Origin of the sequence: Dysgonomonas gadei ATCC BAA-286 (assembly GCF_000213555.1) — a bacterium.
In the GTDB taxonomy this organism is placed as follows: Bacteria; Bacteroidota; Bacteroidia; order Bacteroidales; family Dysgonomonadaceae; genus Dysgonomonas; species Dysgonomonas gadei.
Map to the genome: position 1 here is coordinate 63,703 of NZ_GL891987.1, position 23,752 is coordinate 87,454.

General features: G+C 39.0%; 20 protein-coding genes and 2 tRNA genes. 1 reads left to right on the plus strand and 21 read right to left on the minus strand.

Features of this window, described 5'->3' with window-relative positions; all coding sequences use genetic code 11:
• Nucleotides 1-16: 16 nt before the first annotated feature.
• The 9 genes from HMPREF9455_RS15600 to HMPREF9455_RS15640 all read right to left on the minus strand — a co-directional run bounded on the left by HMPREF9455_RS15600 (nt 17) and on the right by HMPREF9455_RS15640 (nt 11,528).
• Nucleotides 17-1,333, minus strand: a complete 1,317-nt coding sequence (locus HMPREF9455_RS15600) for a sensor histidine kinase (protein WP_006800696.1) — start codon at nt 1,331-1,333, stop codon at nt 17-19.
• 4 nt (nt 1,334-1,337) lie between these two features.
• The gene (locus HMPREF9455_RS15605; RefSeq protein WP_006800697.1) at nt 1,338-2,702 is read right to left on the minus strand and encodes a sigma-54-dependent transcriptional regulator; all 1,365 of its coding nucleotides are present in this window, start codon (nt 2,700-2,702) and stop codon (nt 1,338-1,340) included.
• Nucleotides 2,703-2,937: 235 nt separating this feature from the next.
• Entirely contained in the window at nt 2,938-4,422 is a 1,485-nt protein-coding gene (locus tag HMPREF9455_RS15610) for a TolC family protein (protein ID WP_006800698.1), read from the minus strand.
• A 13-nt stretch (nt 4,423-4,435) separates the two neighbouring features.
• Nucleotides 4,436-5,707 (minus strand): ABC transporter permease, encoded by a 1,272-nt coding sequence (locus HMPREF9455_RS15615; protein WP_006800699.1) that lies wholly within the window; start codon nt 5,705-5,707, stop codon nt 4,436-4,438.
• 2 nt (nt 5,708-5,709) lie between these two features.
• On the minus strand, nt 5,710-6,966 hold the full coding sequence (locus tag HMPREF9455_RS15620) for an ABC transporter permease (RefSeq protein ID WP_006800700.1): 1,257 nt from the start codon (nt 6,964-6,966) through the stop codon (nt 5,710-5,712).
• 23 nt (nt 6,967-6,989) lie between these two features.
• Nucleotides 6,990-8,249 (minus strand): ABC transporter permease, encoded by a 1,260-nt coding sequence (locus tag HMPREF9455_RS15625; RefSeq protein ID WP_006800701.1) that lies wholly within the window; start codon nt 8,247-8,249, stop codon nt 6,990-6,992.
• Between the two features lie 2 nt (nt 8,250-8,251).
• Entirely contained in the window at nt 8,252-9,502 is a 1,251-nt protein-coding gene (locus tag HMPREF9455_RS15630) for an ABC transporter permease (protein WP_006800702.1), read from the minus strand.
• A 79-nt stretch (nt 9,503-9,581) separates the two neighbouring features.
• The gene (locus HMPREF9455_RS15635; RefSeq protein ID WP_006800703.1) at nt 9,582-10,250 is read right to left on the minus strand and encodes an ABC transporter ATP-binding protein; all 669 of its coding nucleotides are present in this window, start codon (nt 10,248-10,250) and stop codon (nt 9,582-9,584) included.
• A gap of 33 nt (nt 10,251-10,283) precedes the next feature.
• Complete coding sequence (locus tag HMPREF9455_RS15640) at nt 10,284-11,528, minus strand: efflux RND transporter periplasmic adaptor subunit (protein ID WP_006800704.1); 1,245 nt, start codon at nt 11,526-11,528, stop codon at nt 10,284-10,286.
• A 267-nt stretch (nt 11,529-11,795) separates the two neighbouring features.
• Between HMPREF9455_RS15640 and HMPREF9455_RS15645 the strand changes: the two genes are divergently transcribed.
• Nucleotides 11,796-13,607: a vWA domain-containing protein gene (locus HMPREF9455_RS15645; RefSeq protein ID WP_006800706.1), complete on the plus strand. Its 1,812-nt coding sequence runs from the start codon at nt 11,796-11,798 to the stop codon at nt 13,605-13,607.
• A gap of 111 nt (nt 13,608-13,718) precedes the next feature.
• On the opposite strand, the gene HMPREF9455_RS15650 is transcribed toward HMPREF9455_RS15645, so the two are convergent.
• The 12 genes from HMPREF9455_RS15650 to mnmG all read right to left on the minus strand — a co-directional run bounded on the left by HMPREF9455_RS15650 (nt 13,719) and on the right by mnmG (nt 23,649).
• Nucleotides 13,719-13,791, minus strand: a tRNA-Gly gene (locus HMPREF9455_RS15650).
• Nucleotides 13,792-13,799: 8 nt separating this feature from the next.
• Nucleotides 13,800-13,882 (minus strand) — tRNA-Tyr (locus HMPREF9455_RS15655).
• A gap of 36 nt (nt 13,883-13,918) precedes the next feature.
• Nucleotides 13,919-14,416 carry a 6,7-dimethyl-8-ribityllumazine synthase gene (gene ribH, locus HMPREF9455_RS15660; RefSeq protein ID WP_006800707.1) on the minus strand — a complete coding sequence of 166 codons (498 nt, stop codon included), beginning with the start codon at nt 14,414-14,416 and terminating at the stop codon, nt 13,919-13,921.
• A gap of 55 nt (nt 14,417-14,471) precedes the next feature.
• Nucleotides 14,472-15,338, minus strand: a complete 867-nt coding sequence (gene deoC / locus HMPREF9455_RS15665) for a deoxyribose-phosphate aldolase (protein WP_006800708.1) — start codon at nt 15,336-15,338, stop codon at nt 14,472-14,474.
• Nucleotides 15,339-15,421: 83 nt separating this feature from the next.
• On the minus strand, nt 15,422-15,748 hold the full coding sequence (locus HMPREF9455_RS15670) for a nucleotide pyrophosphohydrolase (protein ID WP_006800709.1): 327 nt from the start codon (nt 15,746-15,748) through the stop codon (nt 15,422-15,424).
• Nucleotides 15,748-16,200 carry a D-aminoacyl-tRNA deacylase gene (gene dtd, locus HMPREF9455_RS15675; protein WP_006800710.1) on the minus strand — a complete coding sequence of 151 codons (453 nt, stop codon included), beginning with the start codon at nt 16,198-16,200 and terminating at the stop codon, nt 15,748-15,750. The genes HMPREF9455_RS15670 and dtd overlap by 1 nt, the downstream gene beginning before the upstream one ends.
• A 567-nt stretch (nt 16,201-16,767) precedes the next feature.
• Nucleotides 16,768-17,364, minus strand: coding sequence for an HdeD family acid-resistance protein (locus HMPREF9455_RS15680; RefSeq protein WP_006800711.1), 597 nt, complete (start codon nt 17,362-17,364; stop codon nt 16,768-16,770).
• A gap of 264 nt (nt 17,365-17,628) precedes the next feature.
• The gene (locus HMPREF9455_RS15685; protein ID WP_044216486.1) at nt 17,629-18,123 is read right to left on the minus strand and encodes a YcxB family protein; all 495 of its coding nucleotides are present in this window, start codon (nt 18,121-18,123) and stop codon (nt 17,629-17,631) included.
• Between the two features lie 86 nt (nt 18,124-18,209).
• A complete protein-coding gene (locus HMPREF9455_RS15690; protein ID WP_006800713.1) occupies nt 18,210-19,283 on the minus strand; it encodes an acyltransferase in 1,074 nt (357 codons plus the stop codon).
• Nucleotides 19,284-19,331: 48 nt separating this feature from the next.
• Entirely contained in the window at nt 19,332-21,131 is a 1,800-nt protein-coding gene (gene uvrC / locus HMPREF9455_RS15695) for an excinuclease ABC subunit UvrC (RefSeq protein ID WP_006800714.1), read from the minus strand.
• Nucleotides 21,132-21,134: 3 nt separating this feature from the next.
• Nucleotides 21,135-21,686, minus strand: coding sequence for an adenine phosphoribosyltransferase (locus tag HMPREF9455_RS15700; RefSeq protein WP_006800715.1), 552 nt, complete (start codon nt 21,684-21,686; stop codon nt 21,135-21,137).
• Nucleotides 21,687-21,774: 88 nt separating this feature from the next.
• Nucleotides 21,775-23,649 (minus strand): tRNA uridine-5-carboxymethylaminomethyl(34) synthesis enzyme MnmG, encoded by a 1,875-nt coding sequence (gene mnmG, locus HMPREF9455_RS15705; protein WP_006800716.1) that lies wholly within the window; start codon nt 23,647-23,649, stop codon nt 21,775-21,777.
• Nucleotides 23,650-23,752 lie beyond the last annotated feature (103 nt).

The following is a 23,752-nucleotide window of genomic DNA, read 5'->3' on the forward strand; positions in this document are numbered from 1 at the left end:
ACAAAATACAAAATAGCTAGAATTTCTTATTCTCAGGGAAATAAATATCGAATCTTGTCCATCCATTCTCAGACTTCAGATCAAATTTACAGTTGTGATTTATCAGTACCTCACGCACGAACATCAGACCTATCCCCTGTCCCGACGACTTTGTAGTAAAAAATGGTGTAAAAAGCTTTTGCTTTACATCATCGGGTATTCCGGGACCATTATTTGCAATTTGGATGGATAAAGGGTTCGATCGTGTAACTATTCGTATCTCCCCGTTCTCCCCGATAGCTTCATAAGCGTTTTTAATCACATTTACGAGTACTTGCTCAAATTGGATACCATCCAATCGGATAACGTTATTATCTTCCGTTAAATCCAATTTAAGACCTATATTACGGTGTTTACATTCGAGCCGTGTAAGTGCATCTACCGAACGTGCCAGTTCATTGAGGTCTGTTTCTGCCAGGGAAGGCTCAGGTATTTTAACCACTTCGGCAAAGTTGCTGATAAAATAACCCAGATGCCTGCACCTGTCGAAAGATGCATCTACCGCAGGAAGCACATCTGACAGTTCGTTATTATCATTTTGCCGTAAGATATCCGATATTACATTCAAAGTAGAACTGACAGCGCCCACCGAATTATTTACTTCATGCGCCATCATGCGGATAATGTTTTCGTACGATTTCTTTTCTATTTCCAGCAGTTCATGCGTAAGTTCTTCTATCAGTATAAATGGATGGGAAAATCCCCTGTCGATAAATGAAGAGCGGATGCAGCGGTACATGGTGATACCCGAACTCCTGATAACTACATCTTCGCTTGCTTTAAGCATTTCCAACTGACTGCCTATACTGATACCCGAATCCGAGAGTTTCTTCCCTTTTACTTCGTTTATATTATTGATGTCGAGTAAACGCAGGCCTGAAGGATTGATCTCGGATATATGGTCATCAAAATCAAGGATAATTACTCCCTGTGGCGATGCCTGGATAAGCAGATCCAGAAAGTGGTTTTTTTCCCTTACTTGTAATCGTTCGTCTTTTAGCTGGTCCATCATTTTGTTGAAAATAGAGATCAGCTTATTGGCTTCACTATCGGAGATAAGGCGTAAGCGTGTCGAAAAATCCTGTTCTTTCAGCAGTTCCATCCCATCAGCTATTATCTGGTAGGGTTTTATGAGCCGGTAATATAAAATGATGAACAGGATAATAGCCAGAATAGCCACACCCTCTATTATCATAAATTTATATATATCCGTTTTATAAAAAAGGAATCCGATGGAAAGCAGTGCCCCAAATACCAATATAACCAATAGCCAAAAGAGAATTTTCGATTTCATACGATTATTGTTCGTTGCTGCTTATGCCATATTTTTCCATACGCCTGTATAGGGCCTGACGTGTCAGGCCCAGAGCCATTGCCACTTTAGAATGATTGTTTCCGTACAGTTCCATTGCTTTCAATATCATGTTTTTTTCCAGTTCTTCAAGAGGATAAACAGAATCGGTTAATCCCGTAGAAGGACCGGGTATCTCAGTATATTGTTCTTTAAAATCCTTATCAGTAATAAGATCCTTACCAGATACGAGGATAACACGGTCGACCAGGTTTTTTAGTTCACGGATGTTTCCCGGATATGGAAGCCTTTGCAGGTAATTCATTGCATCGGATGAAATTTCTATACTATTCAGTCCGTTCAGTTCTGCTTGTTTCTTTGCAAAATGATTGACCAGTAAAGGAATGTCTTCTATACGTTCACGCAACGAAGGCACACGAATAGTGATTAAGTTTATACGATAAAACAGGTCTTCGCGGAAAGTACCTTTCGATACCATTTCGGCCAGATTTCTGTTCGTAGCACTTATCACACGTATATCTACCTGCTTTTGTTTGCTATCGCCCAGCGATTCAAATGTTTTATCCTGTAATACCCGCAGCAGTTTTACCTGACAGGTGGCATCTAGTTCTCCTATCTCGTCCAGAAATATACTGCCCTTATTCGCCAGTTCGAAGCGCCCTACCCTATCATAATGCGCATCTGTAAAGGCTCCTTTCTTATGGCCGAACATCTCGCTTTCGAACAATGATTGGGAAATACCTCCCAGATTGACCTTTACAAATGGATTCTTGCTGCGGTTACTATTTTCATGTATTGCCTCGGCTATAAGTTCTTTTCCTGTCCCACTCTCGCCTGTTATCAGTACAGATGCATTGGTTTTTGCTATACGTGAAATGGTATTGAACACATTTTGTAAAAGGGGCGATTTTCCTATGATTTTGTCACTCCGGAAAGTCTTTATTGTTGAACTACTGCCAGTTTCCGTTTCTTTTTCTGTTTCTTCTTTCAGCTGTATGGCAGTTTGTATGGTATTCAGCAAAGCCAGATTATTCCAGGGTTTGGTTACAAAATCGAATGCGCCTGTTTGTATTCCCTTTACAGCCAAACTGATAGAACCCCATGCTGTAATCAGTATCACGGGTACACCGGGTGCGAATATTTTCACCTGACGAAGCAATGTAAGGCCTTCTTCACCACCGGTACCTTTTGTATAATTCATATCCATCAGGATGAGGTCGGGTAGGGTAGTGCGCACAAAGTCAATGGCTTCTTGTGGGGAAGCGACATTTGCTGTCTTATATCCTGCCCGGTTAAGAACCAGAGTCAGTGAGGAGCGTATGGCAGCATCATCGTCGCAGATTAATATCATAGATTATCTTTTTTGAATCAGTAAAAATAGTTATTTCCAGTATATTGAATCGAAAAAGGTAACAAAAGTAACACCTTTTACACATTTTCAATGGTTGTTACTTTTTGGTTTCCTTGGTCATTAACTCTGTATTTCTCATAAAAGGTAACAAAGGTTACACATTTTCATTCATTTGCTAACTAATTCATTCTTTCAAAGAGCTATAATAACAACTTACTGTATAGATAAACCTTATTTAATTTGTTGCACTTCCATAGTCAACAAAAATCTCCCTGTCGCTGATGAAGTCATATAGCGTCAGACTTCTTATCTGATAATAATAAGACCATAGCTGATACATCTGCTCTATATAATTCCTGCGTGCTTCATCTTTCGATGATTGTGAATCATTCAGGTTTAATACATCTATTTTTCCCAATACGAATGCTTCGATAGATGTATTGTAGCGCTGTTGGGCTATCTTGTCAGTTTCTTTGGCAAGTTCGAGTTGCTTCGACTGGCTGTTGAAATTCTGTACCCGCAGGAAAACGTTCTGATTAAAGTCCATTTGCTCTTTTTCTATTCGTGAGTTTTCTACATCACGTTCCGCTTCGGCGATTTTTACTTTCCCTTTTCCTTTTCCCCAGTCGAGGATAGGTATTTTTATACCTACATTTACTATCTGGTTATTGCGCCAGTTGTTACTGTTGAATGCACGGGAGAATGTATCTTCCTGCCCCGACATGCCGAAGGATACAAACAATTTTGCATTCCAGCGGTCGGCCTTTGCCTGACTTACGTCACGGTTAGCTTCGAGCATCCTTTTCTGTACATTCTGGGTAAATGAATTGTTTTCCCGGGCCAAAGCTATTACCTGCGCATACGAAAGGACAGGTAATTTATCTGCCAGTGATTGGGGTATTACAGGTTCCAATATAATATTTTCCCCATAATTCAGGAAAGAGCGCAGCTGAAACATACGCGCATTGAGTGAAGCCTGAGCATCGGTGAGGTACGATTCGGCTTTCAGTAGCGATACTTTCAGCTGTAATAAATCGTTTTCCGAGATCTGTCCTATTTTTCGCTTGGCTTCGGCAATCGTATATAGTTTCTCCGAGTTTTTAAGGTTTTGCTGTGCTATTTCCATATTTATCTGTCCCAGCAACAGATTGAAATAGTACTGTATGGCCGTGTTGGAAACTTCTTCCATATCTCCTATAAGTTTTTGTTGCGCTTCCTTATATTTCACAGGTTCTATACGTTGAAGCCATTTTACACGGTTGAATCCGAAAATAGGCTGTTCTAATGTAACGGATGCCGGTATGCCCATATAACGTGTAGAGCCTCCTTCCCCATATTGCTGTAAACGTTCGAAGCTGCTTTCTACAGATAGGATACCTCCTGTGAGAGGAATGTTCTGCGATATGGACAGGCCCCCGTCTATCCGGCTGTAATCATTGCTTACATAGGTGTATGTTCCGTCCGTATTCTGGAATTGGTTGTACGACTTTGAATAATAGGGTAGGGTAGAGTTGAGAGTTACTTCGGGTAACAACTCGGCTTTATAGGTACGGTAGCCCCAGTAACTGGACTTGTACTGGTTGCGTGCCACAACTGCATCTACCGAATTGGATACACTGCGGTTAATGGCATCCGTCAGGCTGATAGCAATAGTGTCTTGTGCAGTCAGCCCGGCAGAGAACCAAAGAGAAATTGCTATGGTAGAAAGAGTTTTTTTCATAATCCTTTATTTTTTATTCATCCCTTAGTGCTATTGCCGGTTGTATCTTCGATGCTCTCTTTGCCGGATACCATACGGCAGCGATAGCTATTACGGCCAGTATAATAAACGTGAGCCCGTAATTGATGAAATATTGCGATATGTGTATAGGATTCCATTCCCTGTTGATAGATGGTACTCCTATGTCTTTTAATACATCTACTAATGTCACATTTATGCAAATAACTGTGGCTATTATACTTGCCAGAAACAACAGAATCAACGTTTCGGTCATAAACAATCTTTTTACCCTACTGTGAGATGCACCCAGCGCGATCCGTAATCCTATCTCGCTCCTGCGGGATTGTATACGGAACCAGAATGTACCTACAACAGCGAGGAATATATTGATAAGCAGAAATGCACTGATAGAATAGATGCTTTTCAGGTTATTATCCCAACCATTCCATTTTATATAATTACTGCGTATATCTCTGAAAGATTGTACTGATGACAGGAAGTAGGGGCCTACAGCAATCTGTTCCTGCATATTTTTAGAAAATCTTTCTTCAAAACCCTTAGTTGTTCCGGGTTTTACACGGACACTGATTTCTATGGAAGGTGTATAAAGCAGGTCGCCTTCATCCCTTCTCAGAGGTATATATACCATCGTGTTGTATGCGTCGAACTGGCTTCTCTTCGATTTATTGGCGACCCCTGTTACCTTCAAACGTAAATAATCCTGACTGTTGTGATCTCCGTAATTTATTGTGTCTATCTGGAATACACTTTTTTTCAGGAGTATGTTATCCACATCTCCGGAAACAACAGCTTCGTTCATATTATCTCCGGAAAAACTCTTTCCTTTTTCCATATTGATTCCGAATACATCGAAAAATTCAGGAGTAACACTTTTTTTCTGAGGATAATCTATTACCGTATCTATAAAGAATTCCCGGCTCATCCATGAACCAGAATGAGGTACCGCCGCAGAGGATATACAGGCGTTCTCTATTTCGGGATATGCTTTTATACGATCGAAAATAGTCCATATATTTTCAAATAATTCAGCCTTTTTTTCTTCGTCATCGGAATTAATAACTGACTGTCCTTCATCCTTTATTCCCAGATTTATAGCATAGACTTGTTCTATACCGAACCCTTCCGGTTCTATATACTTCTTGGCGAGAAAATAGATGTAATCGACACAAAACCACATAATACAGAAGACCAGAATAAGCTCGATCAATATCCATATATTCACCTTTCTTTCTGTCCAGATTATTTTGAGAGTATGAAGTATCATATTTATACATTTTTTTGATTAAGAGAATCTACTATTTTCATTGTGGAGGCACGATATGCAGGTAGGCCGGCCGATAACAGGTTGAGAAGGAAACATGCTGCAAATACTCCCAGAAATACCGGAGCTGATACTAAAGCGCCTATTGGTATACTACTGTCTGTACCAATATCGAGCAACCATTGTTTGAGCCATATTACTACCAGATAGGAAAGGATCAGGCCGATGATACCTCCAATGAAAGAAGTAATCAGATTTTCATATATTACCTGAATGAGTATCACGTATTTTTTTGCACCGAATGCTTTTCGTATACCGATCTCTTCGGTGCGCCTTTTTATACGCGACATACTGAAGCTGGAAAGGTTGACGGCAGGTATAAGCAAGAGAATCAATATGATAAAAACCATTTTTCGTGTTGCTTTGCCGTCCTCCGGATCTTCATTCGAATACCGGGCCAGTTGCATTTGTTTATGGTCGTATGGCCCTCTCAGAGTCAGATCCCATTCATTATCCACGGCATTGAATTTCCGTTCGGCAGCCCTGAACTCTTTCCTTAGCAAATCAAAATCTGCCTTGTCTTTCATCAGAAAAAGTATAAGAACCTGCCTGCTTTCATATCCGCTTTTAGATGTATAAGGAATATAAATTTCGCCATATGCGTAGGTGAAGGCCTGTGATACATCTTGTATAATACCTATGACTTTATATTCTTTAAAATCTATTTCTATATTTTTCCCTATTGGATTTGTGTTACCGAATACTTTTGTCGCCATGCTTTCTGTAATTACAGCATTTCTTATACCCGAGTTAAATTCTTCCTGATTGAATGGTCTGCCTTCGATGAATGAGAAAGAAAGCACTTTCCAGAAGTCGGCATTTGTCAGTTTTGTTTTAGCCAGAAAGCGTTGGTTATTATTGTTCTCCTTCACCATATACTGGTCTCCACTCCATGTATTATCTATGACGGCAGTATATTCCGGACTTTTTACCTCCGACAGATAATTCTTATAGACATCATATGGGAGATTACCGCTCCACATACGGTCTTTCTTTTCTTTACCGTATTTAGTGAAATGTTTTATGTACATCGTCCTGTCTCTGTTAATTTCGGGAGCGATACTTATATTTTTTATAGAATCGGTTACTACGATCACCATTATCATCATAATAGCGAGGGCTGTACCTATAATGGTTATAATACTCACAAACTTGTTTAGTTTGAGTATCTCTATGGCTTGTTTGAAGTAGGTTTTATACACGGCTTCTATTTTTATGTTGTTTTTTACTCATCTCTCAGTGCTTCTGTTGGTTGTATATCCGATGCTTTCTTTGCAGGATACCATACGGCAACAATTGCTATCAGTGCAAGGAAAAGGAATGTAAATCCATAGTTTATAAAATATTGTAAAATACCTGCGCTTTCTCCTTCCCTGTTAGGTATAGGTACATTGATGTCCCTGATTACATCTGTTACCGATACATTTATACAGATTATGGTTGCTACGATACTTGCCAGAAACAGCAATAAGATAGTCTCCAATACAAACATATTTTTTACATTCGATTTTGATGCTCCCAATGCGATACGCAATCCTATTTCACTCCGGCGCGATTGTATGCGGAACCAGAATGTCCCTATAATGCCGAGGAATATATTTACAATAAGGAAAGCTGTGATAGAATATATGCTTTTGAAATTGTTTTCATAACCATTCCAGTTCATATATTGCTCCCTGTCTTCTTCTATCGATATTACTGATGAGAGGTAATAAGGGCCTACTTCCAGTTGGTTTCGCATATCTTTAGTAAATTTCTCTTCGAAATTCTTATCGGCTTCCGGTTTTACCCTCACACACACTTCCCTGTATTCGGCTACATAATGGTGGTCCTTTTTCATAGGCCTGTAGAGGACGGCACTATAATTCTCATATTCATTTCTTTTGGTTTTAACAGCTGTTCCTATAACAGTCTCTTCATGTTCTCCTCCGGGGTTTGTACATTTTACTTCTTGTGGAAGTTTATTGGCTATCAGTCCGTCCCGTCCGGGGCTTATTATGATAGGCCTGCCTACAATTACATTATCCCAACTGAAGGGAGTACCCGAAAGGATATCTATTTTGAATACATTAAAAAATTCGGGAGTTATGGTTTTAAATTGGAAATACGCGCTTACCGAATCTATCATCATGTCTCCATTCGACCAGGAACCGGAATAAGGATAGGCTGAACTGGAATAACTTAGATACTCTATTGCCGGATAGCTTTTTATGCGATCATAAATAGTCCATATATCGTCCCTCATTTCATTTTTCTTTTCTTCATCCGATGAGGCCAGTATTTCGCGTCCTTCATCTTTCAGATCTATTCCTATCCGGTATGTATGTTCTATATTGAATCCCCGGGGTTCAAGATATCGCTTTGTCATAAAGTATAAATAATCGGTACAAAACCACAATATGCAAAACACGAGAATCAGTTCCAGTAATATCCACGCATTTACCTTACGTTCTGTCCAAATCAGTTTTAAAATGTGCTTTATCATGGTTATAAGTTATTTCGGTTAAGAGAATCTACTATATTTACGTTAGAGGCTCTGTAAGCCGGAATACCAGCCGAAAGAAGGTTCAGGAGCAGGCATACGAGAAATACAGCGAGGAATACCGGGAACGACACTAACGTTTCCAGCGGGATAGAACTATCTTCTCCTACATCCAGGAGCCATTTCTTCAGCCACATTACCACAGCAAAAGAGAAGATAAGTCCTACGACACCCCCTATAAGGGATGTAATGAGGTTTTCGTATAGTACCTGCATCAGTATGACATATTTTTTTGCTCCGAATGCTTTTCTTATTCCTATTTCTTCTGTCCGTCTTTTTATTCGCGAAAGGCTAAAGCTGGACAGGTTTATGGCCGGTATGATCAATAAGATGGCCAAAACAAATATAATTTTCCTTATATTTCCTTTAATGTCCGGATCGCCGAGAGAGTTGGTCATTTTATGCACTGCGTGACTATACGGCCCTAAAAGTTTAAGTGTCCATTCTTCGTCTGTAGCATTGTACTTCCGCTCGGCTGCACGTACTTCTTCTACAATGGTGTCAAAGTCTTTTTTGCTTTTTGCCAAAAATAAAATCTGAAAAGATCCCTGTTCGTAAGCAGAGCGTGATGTATATGGAATATAAATATCTGTAGAGGCATATTTGAATATTTGTGATACATCTTTCACTATTCCCACTATGGTATACGGTTTAAAATCGATGTGAATGGTTTTACCTAAAGCATTTTGATTCCCGTAAAGTGTTTTTGCTGTTTTTTCTGTTACAACGGCCTTTTTCAGACCAGATTTAAAATCCTCTTCACTGAATGGGCTACCTTCGGTAAACGAAAAAGACATGATTTTCCAGAAATTTGCATCTGTCGATTTCAATTCAAAAGGCATTCGTTCCATCAGGTCTTCAGATGTTGTTACCTGACTTTTGTTCCATGCATTAGCTTGTATGCTGATTAATTCAGGAGACTTCATTTCCGACAGATAGTCCTTGTATACCTGGTAACTGGTATTACCATTGCTTTGCCTTCCTTTGTTGTTTTTCTGTTCTTTTATTTCGCCGCGGATGTACATCGTTCTGTCGCGGTTGACTTCGGGTGCTACACTTATATTTTTGATAGATTCGCTGACTATGAGAACCATAATCATCATAATAGCCAATGCCGTTCCCGCAATAGTTATTATACTGATAAACTTGTTCTGTTTCAGCATTGCAATGGCTTGTTTGAAGTAGATCTTATACATGATATGTGGTTTTCAATTGTCGGATAATCATATTAATACGAATTTGTTATTACCTGTATTTCTGTTGCCGGATAAAGGTCTATTCAACTCTTCTGCCATCAAAGAAGCGGATAATCCGTTTTGTGGTTTTGGCGATATGTTCATCATGCGTTACCATCACTATGGTTGTGCCTTCGTTGTTCAGTTCAAATAACAGGTCCATGATTTCAGCTCCCATTTTGCTGTCCAGATTTCCGGTAGGCTCATCGGCAAGTATGATCTGCGGGTCGCCGATGATAGCACGGGCGATAGCTACACGTTGACATTGCCCGCCCGATAGTTGTGACGGGAAGTGTTTCATACGGTGCGATAAACCAACTTTCTCCAATACTTTTTTAGCCATCTCACGCCGGCTGCTATCTCCCGATTTGCGATAAAGAAGGGGGAGTTCCACATTGTCGAGCACATTGAGCGAGTTTATCAGATGGAAACTTTGAAATACAAAACCCAGAGTTTTATTCCGGAACTCCGCCATCTCTTTATCTTTCATATTATGAGTTTCGGTATTACCGATAAGCACTTTACCCTCGCTGGGTACATCGAGCAGTCCCATGATGTTCAGCATTGTACTCTTTCCACAACCCGAAGGCCCCATTACGGAGAGGAAATCTCCTTTCTGCACTTCCAGATTTACATTTTCCAACGCTACTGTCTCGACCTCTTTTGTGCGGTAAATCTTTGTTATACCTTGTAAGTTGATGATTGACATAATTTTATGAATTATAGGTTATTGATTTCTTGTTTATTTTATCTTTATTGATTTCTTCCCCTTATATTGGCTCATATCAGAGACAATTACCTGTTCTCCCTGATTTAATCCATTGATCACTTCTACATATTCGAAGCTGCTCTCTCCCAGTTTCACTTTACGAATCTCTGCCTGCCCGTCTTTTACTACCCATAGTTCATATTCTCCTGCACCGATGTAGTAGGATGCATTTGGTATGCGTAAGGCATCTTCCTGAATGCCATGCGATACAAATACGTCGGTTTTAAGCCCACTTCGCAGGCGTGAATTCCCTGCATCTTTCAGCATAACTATGAATTGGATAACCCCATTTTTTACAGATGGCGTAATGTTGACGACGGTCCCTTCCAGTTGCAATTGTCCGATTTTGATGATTGCTTTTGCTCCTGTGCTTAATTTTTCGGCGTAGCTGTCTGCTATATCGGCTTCTACCTTAAAGTGGCTTAAATCGGATATAATCGCTATTTGCGTGCCTGCTGATACCTGCGAACCAATCTGGTTGTTTACATAAGTCAGGGTTGCCTTTTGCGGCGACAGTATCCGTGCATCTTTTAGCAGGCGTGCACTTTCGGCTAACGATTTTTCAAAAATGCTTATTTCCAGTTCCTGTACTTTTGTTTCTGCAGAAGCGTTTTTCTTCTGATTCTCTATTTGTTGTTTCAGCTGTTGAAGCTCGAGTTTGGCTACTTCATAGTTCAATGCTGCCTGACGCACTTTATCTGTTGTGCTTGCTCCGATACTGTCGAGGTATTGCTCATTTTTGAGTTCGGTCTGCATCTGTTTCAGGTTCATGTCTTTCACCTGCATCTGCATTTGCAGTTCCGATATTCTATTTTCGAGGGTAATCTTCGATTGGATCAGCTTGCTGGCCTTCATCTCTTTCTCGTCCAGTTTTTGGTTATAGTCCGTTTCTACGGAAGCCAGTTCCAGTTTCAGGATGGGTTCACCGGAAAGTACCGAATCCCCTGCATTTTTATATACTTCGAGTATTCGGCTGTTGATGGGGGAAACGATAATTTCTTCGGTCAGAGGAATCACTTTGCCGGACGCATTTACTGTTACTTCTATTGTACCTTTATCCACTGTACCTATCGTTATACTTTTATAGGAGAGTGTGCTTTCCAGTATATTCATTAAGAAAATAATAACAATTATTATTGCCAATGCAATTATTCCATACCGGAGTATTAATTTCCGTTTTTCTTTTCGCTGTATACTGAGTGGTATTTCCCTGTCCATTTCTGAAATTATTTAGTATTCCATACTTTATTTATCAATGAATATGCCAATAAGTCAATATGTTTATTTTCAATGTTTTGATGATATCCAGATTGTCCGTTTTCGGACAGTTGTGTACGGAAAGTAATATTCGGGCCAGCATGTTTTATTGCTATTTTCTTTTATTGGATGCTTTATATTTAACTTTCCTCATTATATTTATGGAATTTATATCAAAACGCAATCTATCTTATAAACTACTTAGTCATTAATCTAATTATTTATACTATGGGACTACAAACAAAACGATACATCATCCTACTTTTAACATGCTGCTTTTTCATGTTCTCTTACGCTGTACATGCCATTACTGTAACAGGTACAGTGAGAGAAGATAATGGAGATGAACTGATAGGTGTATCGGTGATGGTGAAAGGCACCACAAAAGGAACGGTAACAGATGTTAATGGAGAGTATACCATCGAAGCTAATATAGGAGATCAGCTTCAGTTTAATTATGTGGGATTTATATCACAAACAATTAAGGTAACCAGATCAAAACATGATGTAGTGCTAAAAGAAGACAATAAATCGCTTGATGAGATGGTAGTAATAGGCTACGGGGTATCATCTTCAGATAGTTATTCTTCATATTCCTACAGCGAACCAGTACCTCCTGCCTATTTCGATAATACTGAAAGTTACAGGGCATTTACTGATAATAAGTTTGTCAAGGTTTCTGCTGAGCCTCTTTCTACTTTCTCCATAGATGTGGATAAGGCTTCGTATAGTAATATGCGCCGTTTCATCAATAAGGGTGAAGTGCCTCCTGCAGATGCTATCCGTGTAGAAGAGCTGGTAAATTACTTTAAATATGATTATCCGAAGCCTGAGGGGGATGACCCTGTAGCATTCGGGATAGAGGTAGGGAAATGTCCATGGGATGGTAAACACCGTTTGGTGAAGATAGGTCTGAAAGCTCGAGAGATAGATACGGATAACCTGCCTGCGACCAATTTTGTATTCCTGATTGATGTTTCGGGTTCGATGGATTGGGATGGCAAGCTCGATCTGGTAAAATCATCTATGAAGCTTCTGGTAAATAATCTTCGCCCTATCGACCGTGTTGCCATAGTGGTATATGCGGGTGCAGCAGGACAGGTATTGCCTTCTACTCCAGGCAGTGAGAAGTCTAAGATATTGGAGTCTCTCAACGGCTTGACAGCAGGTGGTTCTACAGCAGGTGGCGAAGGAATAGTACTTGCTTACAAAATTGCGAAAGAGAACCTTATTGAAGGAGGAAATAACCGTATAATCCTTTGTACAGACGGGGATTTTAATGTAGGTGTATCCAGTAACGACGGATTGGAGAAGCTGATTGAGAATGAACGTAAATCGGGTGTATTCTTATCAATACTCGGTTATGGAATGGGCAACTATAAGGATGATAAAATGCAGACACTTGCTCAGGCTGGGAATGGTAATCACGCTTATATAGATAATATGCAGGAAGCAAATAAAGTATTGGTTTCCGAGTTTGGAGGGACTATGTTTACTGTGGCTAAAGATGTCAAGTTACAGATAGAGTTTAACCCTCTGAAAGTTGATTCCTATAGGCTGATAGGTTATGAAACCCGTTTGCTGGAAAAAGAAGATTTTAATAATGACCAGAAAGATGCCGGAGATATGGGTATGGGACATACTGTGACAGCTTTCTACGAGGTAATACCTGCTAAAGAGAAGAAAGATAAGAAGAGTAAGGGAGAAGATACGTCTGTAGATCCGCTCAAATATCAGACAATGTCTCCTACAGGTTCGGATGAGTTGCTGACAGTTAAATTAAGATATAAACATCCCGAAAGTGAGGAGAGCAAGCTAATGTCTGTGCCTGTGATAGACGATGGCCTGGATAATGTCTCCGAGGACTTTAAATTCGGATCTGCGGTGGCTATGTTCGGTATCATGCTTCGTGATGATAAGCAACATGGTTCAGGTGACCTGTATAAGGTTATTTCACGGGCCAGATCGGGTTATGGAAAAGATGAGGATGGGTATCGAAGGGAGTTTGTTCGATTGGTACAGTCGCTAACCGGAGAGTGATAATTTAATCAATTAATATAAAGAGAGTTATCAGAATGATGGCTCTCTTTCTCTATGAGTTAGCTACAAAGAAAAAAGACACCCACATTTCTGTAAGTGTCTCTTCATCAGAGCGGAAGACGGGGCTCAAACCCGCGACCCTCAGCTTGGAAGGCTAATGCTCTATCAACTGAGCTACTTCCGCAAAGTATGTGGGCAGTGAAGGATTCGAACCTCCGAAGACGTAAGTCAGCTGAGTTACAGTCAGCCCCAGTTGGCCACTTTGGTAACTGCCCTTTTATCTTTAGCGAATGCAAAGGTAATATATTTATTTATTCCTCCAAATTTCTACGATAAAAATCTATCATTTTTAGTGCTGTAATAGCGCATTCATCCCCTTTGTTACCATGACGACCACCGGCACGTTCTTCAGCCTGCTGCATATTGTCAGTGGTCAACAGCCCGAATATGAACGGTATATCGTAACGGATATTCATATCGGCGATACCTTGCGTTACACCGCTGCAAACGTAGTCGAAATGCGGAGTATCTCCTCTGACTACACAGCCCAATGCGATTACTGCATCTATTCCTTTATTTTCTACCATATGCTTCGAGCCGAATATCAGTTCGAAACTACCCGGAACAAAATCAATCAGGATATTTTCTTTTTTTACTCCATGCTTTATCAGTGTATTGAAAGCGCCCTGGAGTAGGGGAGTGGTTACAGTTTCGTTCCATTCCGAAACTACAATCCCTATTTTCATATCTTCGCCGTTAGGAACTGTTTCGGGATTATAAGATGATAAGTTGTGATATGCTGTTGCCATAATTATTCTGTTTGTTTTTGAGCAAAGATAAGTTTTTTTTTAATACGTATGCTTCTTATTCCTTTATGCTATCTAGCAAATTATCGGCCAGACGGCTTGCCCCTATACGGAAATACTCATTATTCAAATATTCTTCGCCTAAGACCTCTTTTACAATCGTGTAATATTTGACAGCATCTGCGGTGGTAGAAATTCCTCCCGATGCTTTAAAACCTACTTTTCGGCCTGTTTTCACCGTGTATTCCCTGATAGCTGTACACATTACATATGCGGCCTCCGGAGTGGCCCCTTCATAACCTTTTCCTGTGGATGTTTTGATAAAGTCAGCTCCCGAGTATAGGGCCAGGAGGGATGCTTTCATTATGTTCTTAGCAGATTTCAGCGCCCCTGTTTCCAGTATGACCTTTAATTTTGCCTCGCGGCAGGCGTGTTTTATTTCGTCTATTTCCTCGCTCAGTTCCTCATAGTTTTCATCTAAGAAAAAGCCCAGATTGAGAACGATATCGATTTCGTCTGCACCACTGGCTATCGCGAGTGCCGTTTCTGCTATTTTCACTTCTGTAAATGTCTGTGACGAAGGGAATCCTCCGGCTACAGAAGCGATTTTTACATCGGCTGTAAGGGCTTCCTTTACAGTTTCGATGAAATTAGGATATACACAAATAGCTGCTACATTGGCTACATCGGATGCTCCGTCCCGCTCGTTCACCTTCTCGGTAAACTTCCAGATGTCTTCGCGTGTATCAGTTGCATTTAGCGAGGTCAGGTCTATGCACGAGTATAGTCTTTTATATACCTCTCTATTGTTATTCTGAGCGAATTTCTTGCTTATTATTTCCTCTACTTTTTCAGCTATATCAGCATCTTTGAGGTCTGTTTTATACTTCTTTAGTGTATCGGTATATTTATTTATTTCTGCCATATTAAGTAATTGATATAATTATTGTCGGGTTATAATTTGTTCTTGTTGTATCACTTATCAAAGTAACAAGCAGGCTTATGGGGTTATTTCAATTTTTCATTATTCTTATGCCTGTCTTTATCCCTGTTTGTTTTCTTTTCCAGATTTTTTTGAAAAGCTTCTGTAAGGTTTATTCCTGTCTGGTTTGCTAAGCATATCAGTACCCAAAGCACATCGGCCATTTCGTCTCCCAGGTTTTTGTCCAGATCAGATTTCTTGAAGGACTGATCTCCGTATGTGCGGGCCATAATACGTGCCAGTTCACCGACCTCTTCAGTGAGGATGGTCATATTGGTGAGTTCGCTGAAATAGCGTACTCCGATTGTTTTAATCCAGTTGTCAACCTCCAGTTGAGCTTCTTCTATTGTCATTATTCTTTTACTTTAGAGTCTATCCATATCGTTACAGGCCCGTCATTTATGAGTTCTACCTGCATATCTGCTCCAAACTCGCCTGTTCTTATATCTTTATTTAGTTTTCTTCTCAAAGTCTCGCAAAACGCCTCATAAAGAGGAATTGCTGTATCCGGCTTTGATGCACGGATATAAGACGGACGATTTCCTTTCTTAGTCGATGCATGCAGCGTGAATTGTGAGACTACCAGCATATCAGCCTCGGTATCCAATGCAGACAGATTCATCACACCGTCTTTGTCATTAAAGATACGAAGGTTTGTTATTTTATTGCAGAGCCATTCTATATCTTCTTTGTTGTCGTTATCTTCTATCCCGAGTAATATAAGGAATCCTTTTCCTATCTGCGATTTTATGTTGTTCTCTATTGTTACGGATGCTTTTGTAACACGTTGTATCAATACTCTCATTGTTATTCTTGTTTTAGCTTCGCTGGCAAGTGACTTTCCTGAAAAGGTAACAAAGGTAACACAGAAAACAATTAATAATTAAGAATGAAAAATTAATAATTAGCTTGTCTTGCTGAGCAAAGCATCCCGTCAGTGAACAGTCATCAGTCAACAACTTGTATCTTGTACCTCGCCTATTCGTATCTTATATAACTTTCAACTTACTACTTGTTAAAAGGTAACAAAGGTAACACTTTTGTATTATTTTTCTTAATATCACTTTTTCTATATTTTTTGATGTCATCTGTTTTCGGTTTTTCTTTCTCTATATTGATAAAGTTCCTTCCTCTTTATAATGGATAATATGTGTAAGTATTGGATTTTAGTGTCCGCTTATTTTATACTATACACAACTATAGATTGTTTGTGTTCCTTTTGGGCAATACTAAAATAAATATTCTGGAGAAACGATGCAGGTAAGAAGAATAGAATTTATGTAAAAATATGATTTAAATTTCAGATTTACAGAATAATAAAGCCGTATATCCTAAAAATATGCGGCTTTAATTAATTCTGGATTCCTGTTTGTTATTCTTTTAAATCTTTTTCTATTTCATCCATTTCTTTATGTAAAGATTTCAACTTAAATCCTAGATATATACGGAAGAAACCGTAGGAAATAAATGAAATGCTGACTAACGCTATGATGAAACCGGTGGTAAATGCAGGGCTCATAATGAAGATGAACGACATAATAACTCCGAGTACAGCTAATGCCATCAACCATCCCCATCCTTTTACACCGTTGCGTTGAAGTTCGGCTGCCGAGCCTATCGCCCATATAGACTGGAACATAACCCAGAATCCGACGAAATAAGTTAATACAAGTGCAATAACTTCTACAGGCATGGCGACAAGGATAAGCCCGAAAATAAGGTCTATAATACCGCTAATAAGCGTCCATCCCCATCCCTTTAGGACTTTTTTGTTGGATAGGGCAAAGGCGATTTCGAAGATGCCACTGACAAAGAATGTGATGGCAAAGACCAGAGTAAGAGCCACTAATGTAGTTAACGGTGTTATCAAAGACCATATACCAAGAGCTACGGCAAGCATTCCTACTAATATTGAAACCCACCAAAATTTTACTGCTTGTTTCGCAGAATAAAATAAATCATTTTTCATAATTCTGTAAGTTTAGATTGTTTATACTGAATGTTTTCTTAAAAACCCAGTTTTAATATAAACAATTAACATATCCAAAGAGTTCTAAATGAAGATTCGATATGGCAGTATATTCAGATATATGAATTATGCTCTCTGATCTCAAAAATGGAGTCATCAGATTGATGGATATATCAAATGTATCTTCTCTGGTTACAATAGAAATCTACGTATATAGTTATAGATTAGAAGATTATAATATTATTTATTTACGTCTCTGCTATTTTATTTTAGCTTATTCTTTATCTTTTTATGACTCTCTATTATTGATTTTAGAATATTCAAGTCTTCCTTTGATATTTTACTTTTCGGAATTACATATGCGATATATCTGCTAGGATATAATAGTATCCAACTCTTGGTTTCTGCAACCATATATACTTTATCCCACGTAAAGCTAGAATCAAATGACTCTCCTTTAGATTCTACGATCTCATTATCGAAAGTATAAGTAATGGTTTCTGTAATTCTGGAATCATTAAAATAGTTCCTTCTAAATAAATAATATGTTAAGGCAGGAAAAAAGATTATAAAAATAACACCAAAATAGAGGGCAGAGATATTTGCATATCCTAATATATAGAAGAAAATAGATAATAGACCTACAAAAGGAAGGAGCCACATACTCCATTTCTTAAAGAGTAGATAATAGTTCACTTTTAAATACTCGTTTAGACCTAATTGTGTTGTTACAATAATTTTATCCATGTTGTTTTCCATATTTATACAAATATAATATTGGGATATAAATTATTTAAGCTTTTTCGGGACAAAATGAGATTTTTATACCTTCTTAAATTATCAATTCAGATAATCCATTTGTTAAGTACAGGTATCTTTTTGATTATGAGAACAACCCCAAGAGATGCCATATATACGAGGATAGACAATACAGGAACGGATAGGATGGCCGGGAAGGTTCCTGTGTTTATATTCAGAATATTAAGTATTATATTGAAAAAATCATGTACAAGATATATGCCCAATCCACAGTTTGCAAGGGTAGTTATATACTTATTGTTCGTGTATTTCAGCAATTTAGGGCTATTGTTGACTAGGTCTTTAACAAAGACGAATATAAAGAATGCCGATAGCATGGTATTGGGGCCGGTCCTGTCGAAAAATTGGGTCGCGGGGCCTCCATTGGTGACTCCAACAATAGTAGAGACGGCATATGTTCCTACGAATGATGCAATTCCCAATGTGTATAAAACAATTTTCTCTCTTTTTGTAAGGTCGAATTTATAGAAAAAATATCCTGCAATAAAGTATCCTGTATATGAAAATAACTCACTTATGTTAAAGCTGATATGTATCTGAAAACGAGCGTCTATTGTCGGTATTACAGAACCGAATATAAAGTAGAGAATAAGGAAGTAAATGTAATGTTCCTTTTTTGCATTTGCAGTGAAAATGCGGAGTAGGGGGGTGAGTATATACATTGCCAGTAGCGGATATATGAACCATAGGTGGTGCCATGGTGTACCCAGGAATATTTCTTCATAGATACGGTGGAAATCGTCACCTGTAATGGGTTTTATATCCAGAAAAGAAGCTACCAAAGGCGAAAGCAGGCGATAAGCTATGCTCCAGAATATAAGAGCACATAATATACGTGGTATTGTCTTGCTATACAGCTTTTTAATTGTTGTATGATAAGTGGGATCCAGAAATATCATCCCGCTCAGCATAAAGAATACGGGGACGCACCATCTTAGGCAGGCAACGAATATATTTATTGTATGCCATTCGGCAGGGTTTTCCTGAAATGAAGTAAACCAGCGATTAGTCGTTATATGAAATACTATAATAGCGAATATTGTGAATACTCTTAGTATATCTGCAAACAAGATTCTATCCTTATATTTATTCTCTATCATAATTCGGGTAGTAGTGCTAAGTGGCCTACTGGCAAAGATAAAAAATATTTAATTGTTTTTTTCTTCGAAATACTTTCTTATCAAAGCAGTCTTGAACTTTCCTATAATTTTCTCAAGTTCTCTGTCTTCTGCCAGCTTTATTCTTTTTACACTCCTGAACTCCCTAAGAAGCAGTCTTTTAGTTTCATCTCCGATGCCTTTTATATTGTCTAGTTCGGATTTCACCTGACTTTTACTCCGTTGATTCCGGTGGAAGGTAATACCGAATCTATGTGCTTCATCTCTAAGGTGTTGAAGTACTTTGAGCGATTCTGAATTTTTATCAAGATAGAGAGGAATTGAATCTTCGGGATAGTAAATTTCTTCCAGCCGTTTGGCGATACCTACTATCGCGACCTTTCCATAGATATCCAGTGCTTTAAGTGATTCACAGGCAGCACTTAACTGTCCCTTACCTCCGTCTATAACAATGAGTTGGGGTAGGGGAGCTTCCTCTTCCAGCAATCGGCGATAGCGACGATAAACGACCTCACGCATGGTTGAAAAATCATCAGGGCCTTCAACTGTTTTTACATTGAAGTGTCGGTAGTCTCTTTTCGACGGTTTTCCCATTTTGAAGACAACGCAAGCTGAGACCGGATTCGTTCCCTGTATATTTGAGTTGTCAAAACACTCGATATGGGTAGGTAACTCTTTGAGGTTTAGGTCTTTTTGTATTTCTTTCAGAATTCTTACACTACGTTGTTCAGGGTTAAGACTTTCTGCTTTTTTTAATTTGTCTATTTTGTACTGTCTTACGTTTTGTGTCGAAAGAAGCAATAATTTTTTCTTATCTCCACGCTGTGGAATCATGAATTCTACACCTTCGAGTGTGAGGTCGGGATAAAAGGGAACAACAATTTCTTTGGCCTTCGATCCGAATCGTTCTCTTACTTCTATAATGCCCAAGCCAAGAAGCTCTTCTTTCTCTTCTTCCAGCCGTTTGCGATATTCAAATGTATAGGCTTGTATTATTGCTCCGTTGTGTACGTTCAGATAATTGATATATGCTGAGCTTTCATCTTCATCGTAGCTATACACATCTATATTATAATTTATATTGCTTACGACGGTCGATTTATTTTTGAAGTTTTCTACAAGCAAATATTTTTCTTTCAATTTATTCGCTTCTTCAAATTCCTGATTCTCGGCAAGCTCGAGCATTTTTGCATATATCTCATCACTTACGAGATTTGTATTTCCTTTCAGTATCTCTTTTATCGACTCTACATTTTTTATATAATTTTCAGACGTCTGTAATCCTACGCATGGGCCGAGGCATCTTTTTATATGATATTCCAGGCAAACCTTATATTTTCCCTCTGCGATTTTCTCAGGGGTTAGATTTAGTGAGCATGTGCGGATAGGATATAATTTATGGACAAATTCTAAAAGAGTTTTTACGCTTAATACATTTGTATAAGGCCCAAAGTATTGTGAGCCGTCTTTCGAGATTTTCCTGGTGAGTTCTACTCTCGGATAATATTCGTTACGGATAACAATTGACGGATAAGATTTGTCATCCTTGAGCATTACATTATAGCGCGGTTGAAATTCCTTTATCAGATTGTTCTCGAGTAGGAGAGTGTCTTCTTCTGTGTCTACAATGATATATTTTATGTCCCGTATTTTGCTGACAAGTATTCTTGTCTTTGGACTATCGTGATTTTTTGTAAAGTATTGTGAAACCCTTTTTTTTAGATTTTTAGCCTTACCTACATATATAATAATCCCCTTGTCATCAAAATATTGATAACAGCCGGGTTTGTCCGGAATGTTTTGTATTATATTTTTGAGGTATTCATTCATTTTTTATATAGAAAACTGTATCAAAGCCTTAATGTCTACATCTTTTGGGAATAGTGTCCGTCCTTTTAACTCTTCCAGCTCTATTATAAAATTCACATAAATATTTTTCACACCCATTCTTTTTACCAGATTATAGGCGGCAAACATGGTTCCTCCTGTTGCAAGCAGATCATCGTGTATGAGGACAACGTCATCTTCATATAACGAATCTTTATGGATTTGAATTTTATCCACGCCATATTCTTTCTCATATTCTTCTTCGAATACTTCTGCCGGAAGTTTGCCCGGTTTTCTGATCGGTACAAATCCTGCTCCAAGTTCGAGAGCCATTATCGGACCCATAATAAATCCTCTTGATTCTATACCTACTACTTTAGTGATACCTTTCCCTTTATATTCTTCCAGAAGAACATCTGTTAATATAGATAGAGATTCTTTAGTATTAAATAATGGTGTCACATCTTTAAACTGGATTCCGGGAATTGGAAAATCAGGGATGTTTCTTACTGTATTCCTTAAGAAAGTCAGCTTCTGCTCTTTTGTGAATTGCTTCATTTTTATTGTTAAATATTTATATGTTCCACGTGGAACATTCTTTTCTTGTTTTATAATTTCTCGTGTGTTCCACGTGGAACATCTTGTTTTATCTCCCCAAAATTACCAATAATATTGAGATATCATTCGGTGAAACTCCCGGAATTCGACTTGCCTGAGCAATTGTTTCAGGATCTATTTTTGCTAGTTTTTGACGAGCTTCGGTGGAAAGAGAGAGTATGGCCTCATAATTAAATTTTCCTTTTATCTGGATGTTTTCGAGGCGGGAGATCTTATCTGCGATTAATTGCTCTCTCTTGATGTAGCCGTCATACTTGATGATTATTTCGCAGGCCTCTTTGATCTCTTCTTTTCTGTTTGGGATCTTATCCAGCTCCGCTTTGAATGCAGGGACCAGCTCGGCTATGCTATCTATTGATACCTGCGGACGTGTAATTATATCTTTCAATTTCAACCCGTGCTTTAATGGGCTGGTGCCAAGTTTTTCCAATCCTTCGTTTATATATTCCGGCTTTAAGGAATAATTGGCGGTGAAATCGATGATCCTGTTCATCTCCTCTTTCTTCTGGTTCAGGAGATCAATTCTCTCTCTCTTTGCTAAGCCCATATTGTAACCCTTTTCGGTAAGGCGTGCATCTGCATCGTCTTGACGAAGTAGTATTCTATATTCCGCACGGGAGGTAAACATACGGTATGGTTCGTCAACGCCTTTGGTTACCAGATCGTCGATTAATACGCCGATGTATGCTTCGTCTCTTTTCAGGATGAATTCGTCTCCCCCTTGTGTTTTTATATGAGCGTTTATTCCCGCGATCAATCCCTGGCCGCCTGCTTCTTCATATCCGGTAGTGCCATTTATCTGTCCTGCGAAAAATAGGTTGTCGATTAGCTTCGTTTCCAACGTATGTTTTAGTTGTGTAGGATCGAAGAAGTCATATTCGATTGCATAACCGGGTCTGTAGATGTGTATATTTCTGAATGCCGGGATTCTTTGTAGTGCTTCAATTTGAGTATGGAGTGGGAGAGAGGACGAGAATCCATTTAAGTAATATTCTTGTGTGCTTTCTCCTTCCGGTTCCAGAAATAATTGATGCGAAGTTTTCTCCGCGAATGTTACAACTTTAGTTTCTATACTCGGGCAATAGCGTGGCCCTATACTTTTTATCTGTCCGTTGTAAAGGGGAGAATCATCCAATCTATCGCGTAAAGTGGAGTGTACTTCTTCGTTGGTGTAAGTAATCCAGCAACTAAGTTGTTTCAATGTGCGGGGTGCGAAGTCGAGATATGAGAACTTGTGGAAATCATCATCTCCTTTTTGTTCTTCCATTAAACTGAAATCTACACTTCTTCCGTCTATTCTGGCGGGAGTACCTGTTTTCATCCTGTCGGTAGTAAATCCAAATTCCCTCAATTGTTCGGTAATTCCGAACGATGCCGGTTCTGAAACACGTCCTCCTCCGAGCTGTGTTTTGCCTATATGCATTAGTCCGTTCAGGAATGTGCCGTTTGTGAGAACTACCGATTTTGCCGAGAAGTTTACACCCATCGCGGTCTTTACACCTGTTGCCGTTTTGTTTTCTATAATCAGGGATGTTACAGTGTCCTGCCATACAAAAAGGTTATCGGTGTTCTCGATGATCCCTCTCCATTTAAGTATGAATTGCGCGCGGTCGCTTTGTGCCCGTGGACTCCACATGGCAGGGCCTTTCGATTTGTTCAGCATGCGGAATTGGATGGCAGTAGTATCCGTGACAATTCCCATCTGTCCGCCGAGGGCATCTATCTCCCGTACGATTTGTCCTTTTGCAATGCCACCTACTGCGGGGTTGCAACTCATCTGGGCGATTTTGTTCATGTCCATTGTTATCAGCAGGGTTTTGGATCCCATGTTGGCCGCTGCGGCCGCAGCTTCGCAACCGGCATGACCTGCCCCGACAACAATTACGTCATATTTGAAGTTCATCTTTTTTTCTTTGGATAAAATTAATTAGGATGCAAAGTTAGTATTTTATTGTATTTTCTGCGATAATTACTTTATGCTTATGAATGTGCTGCTTTAGATATGA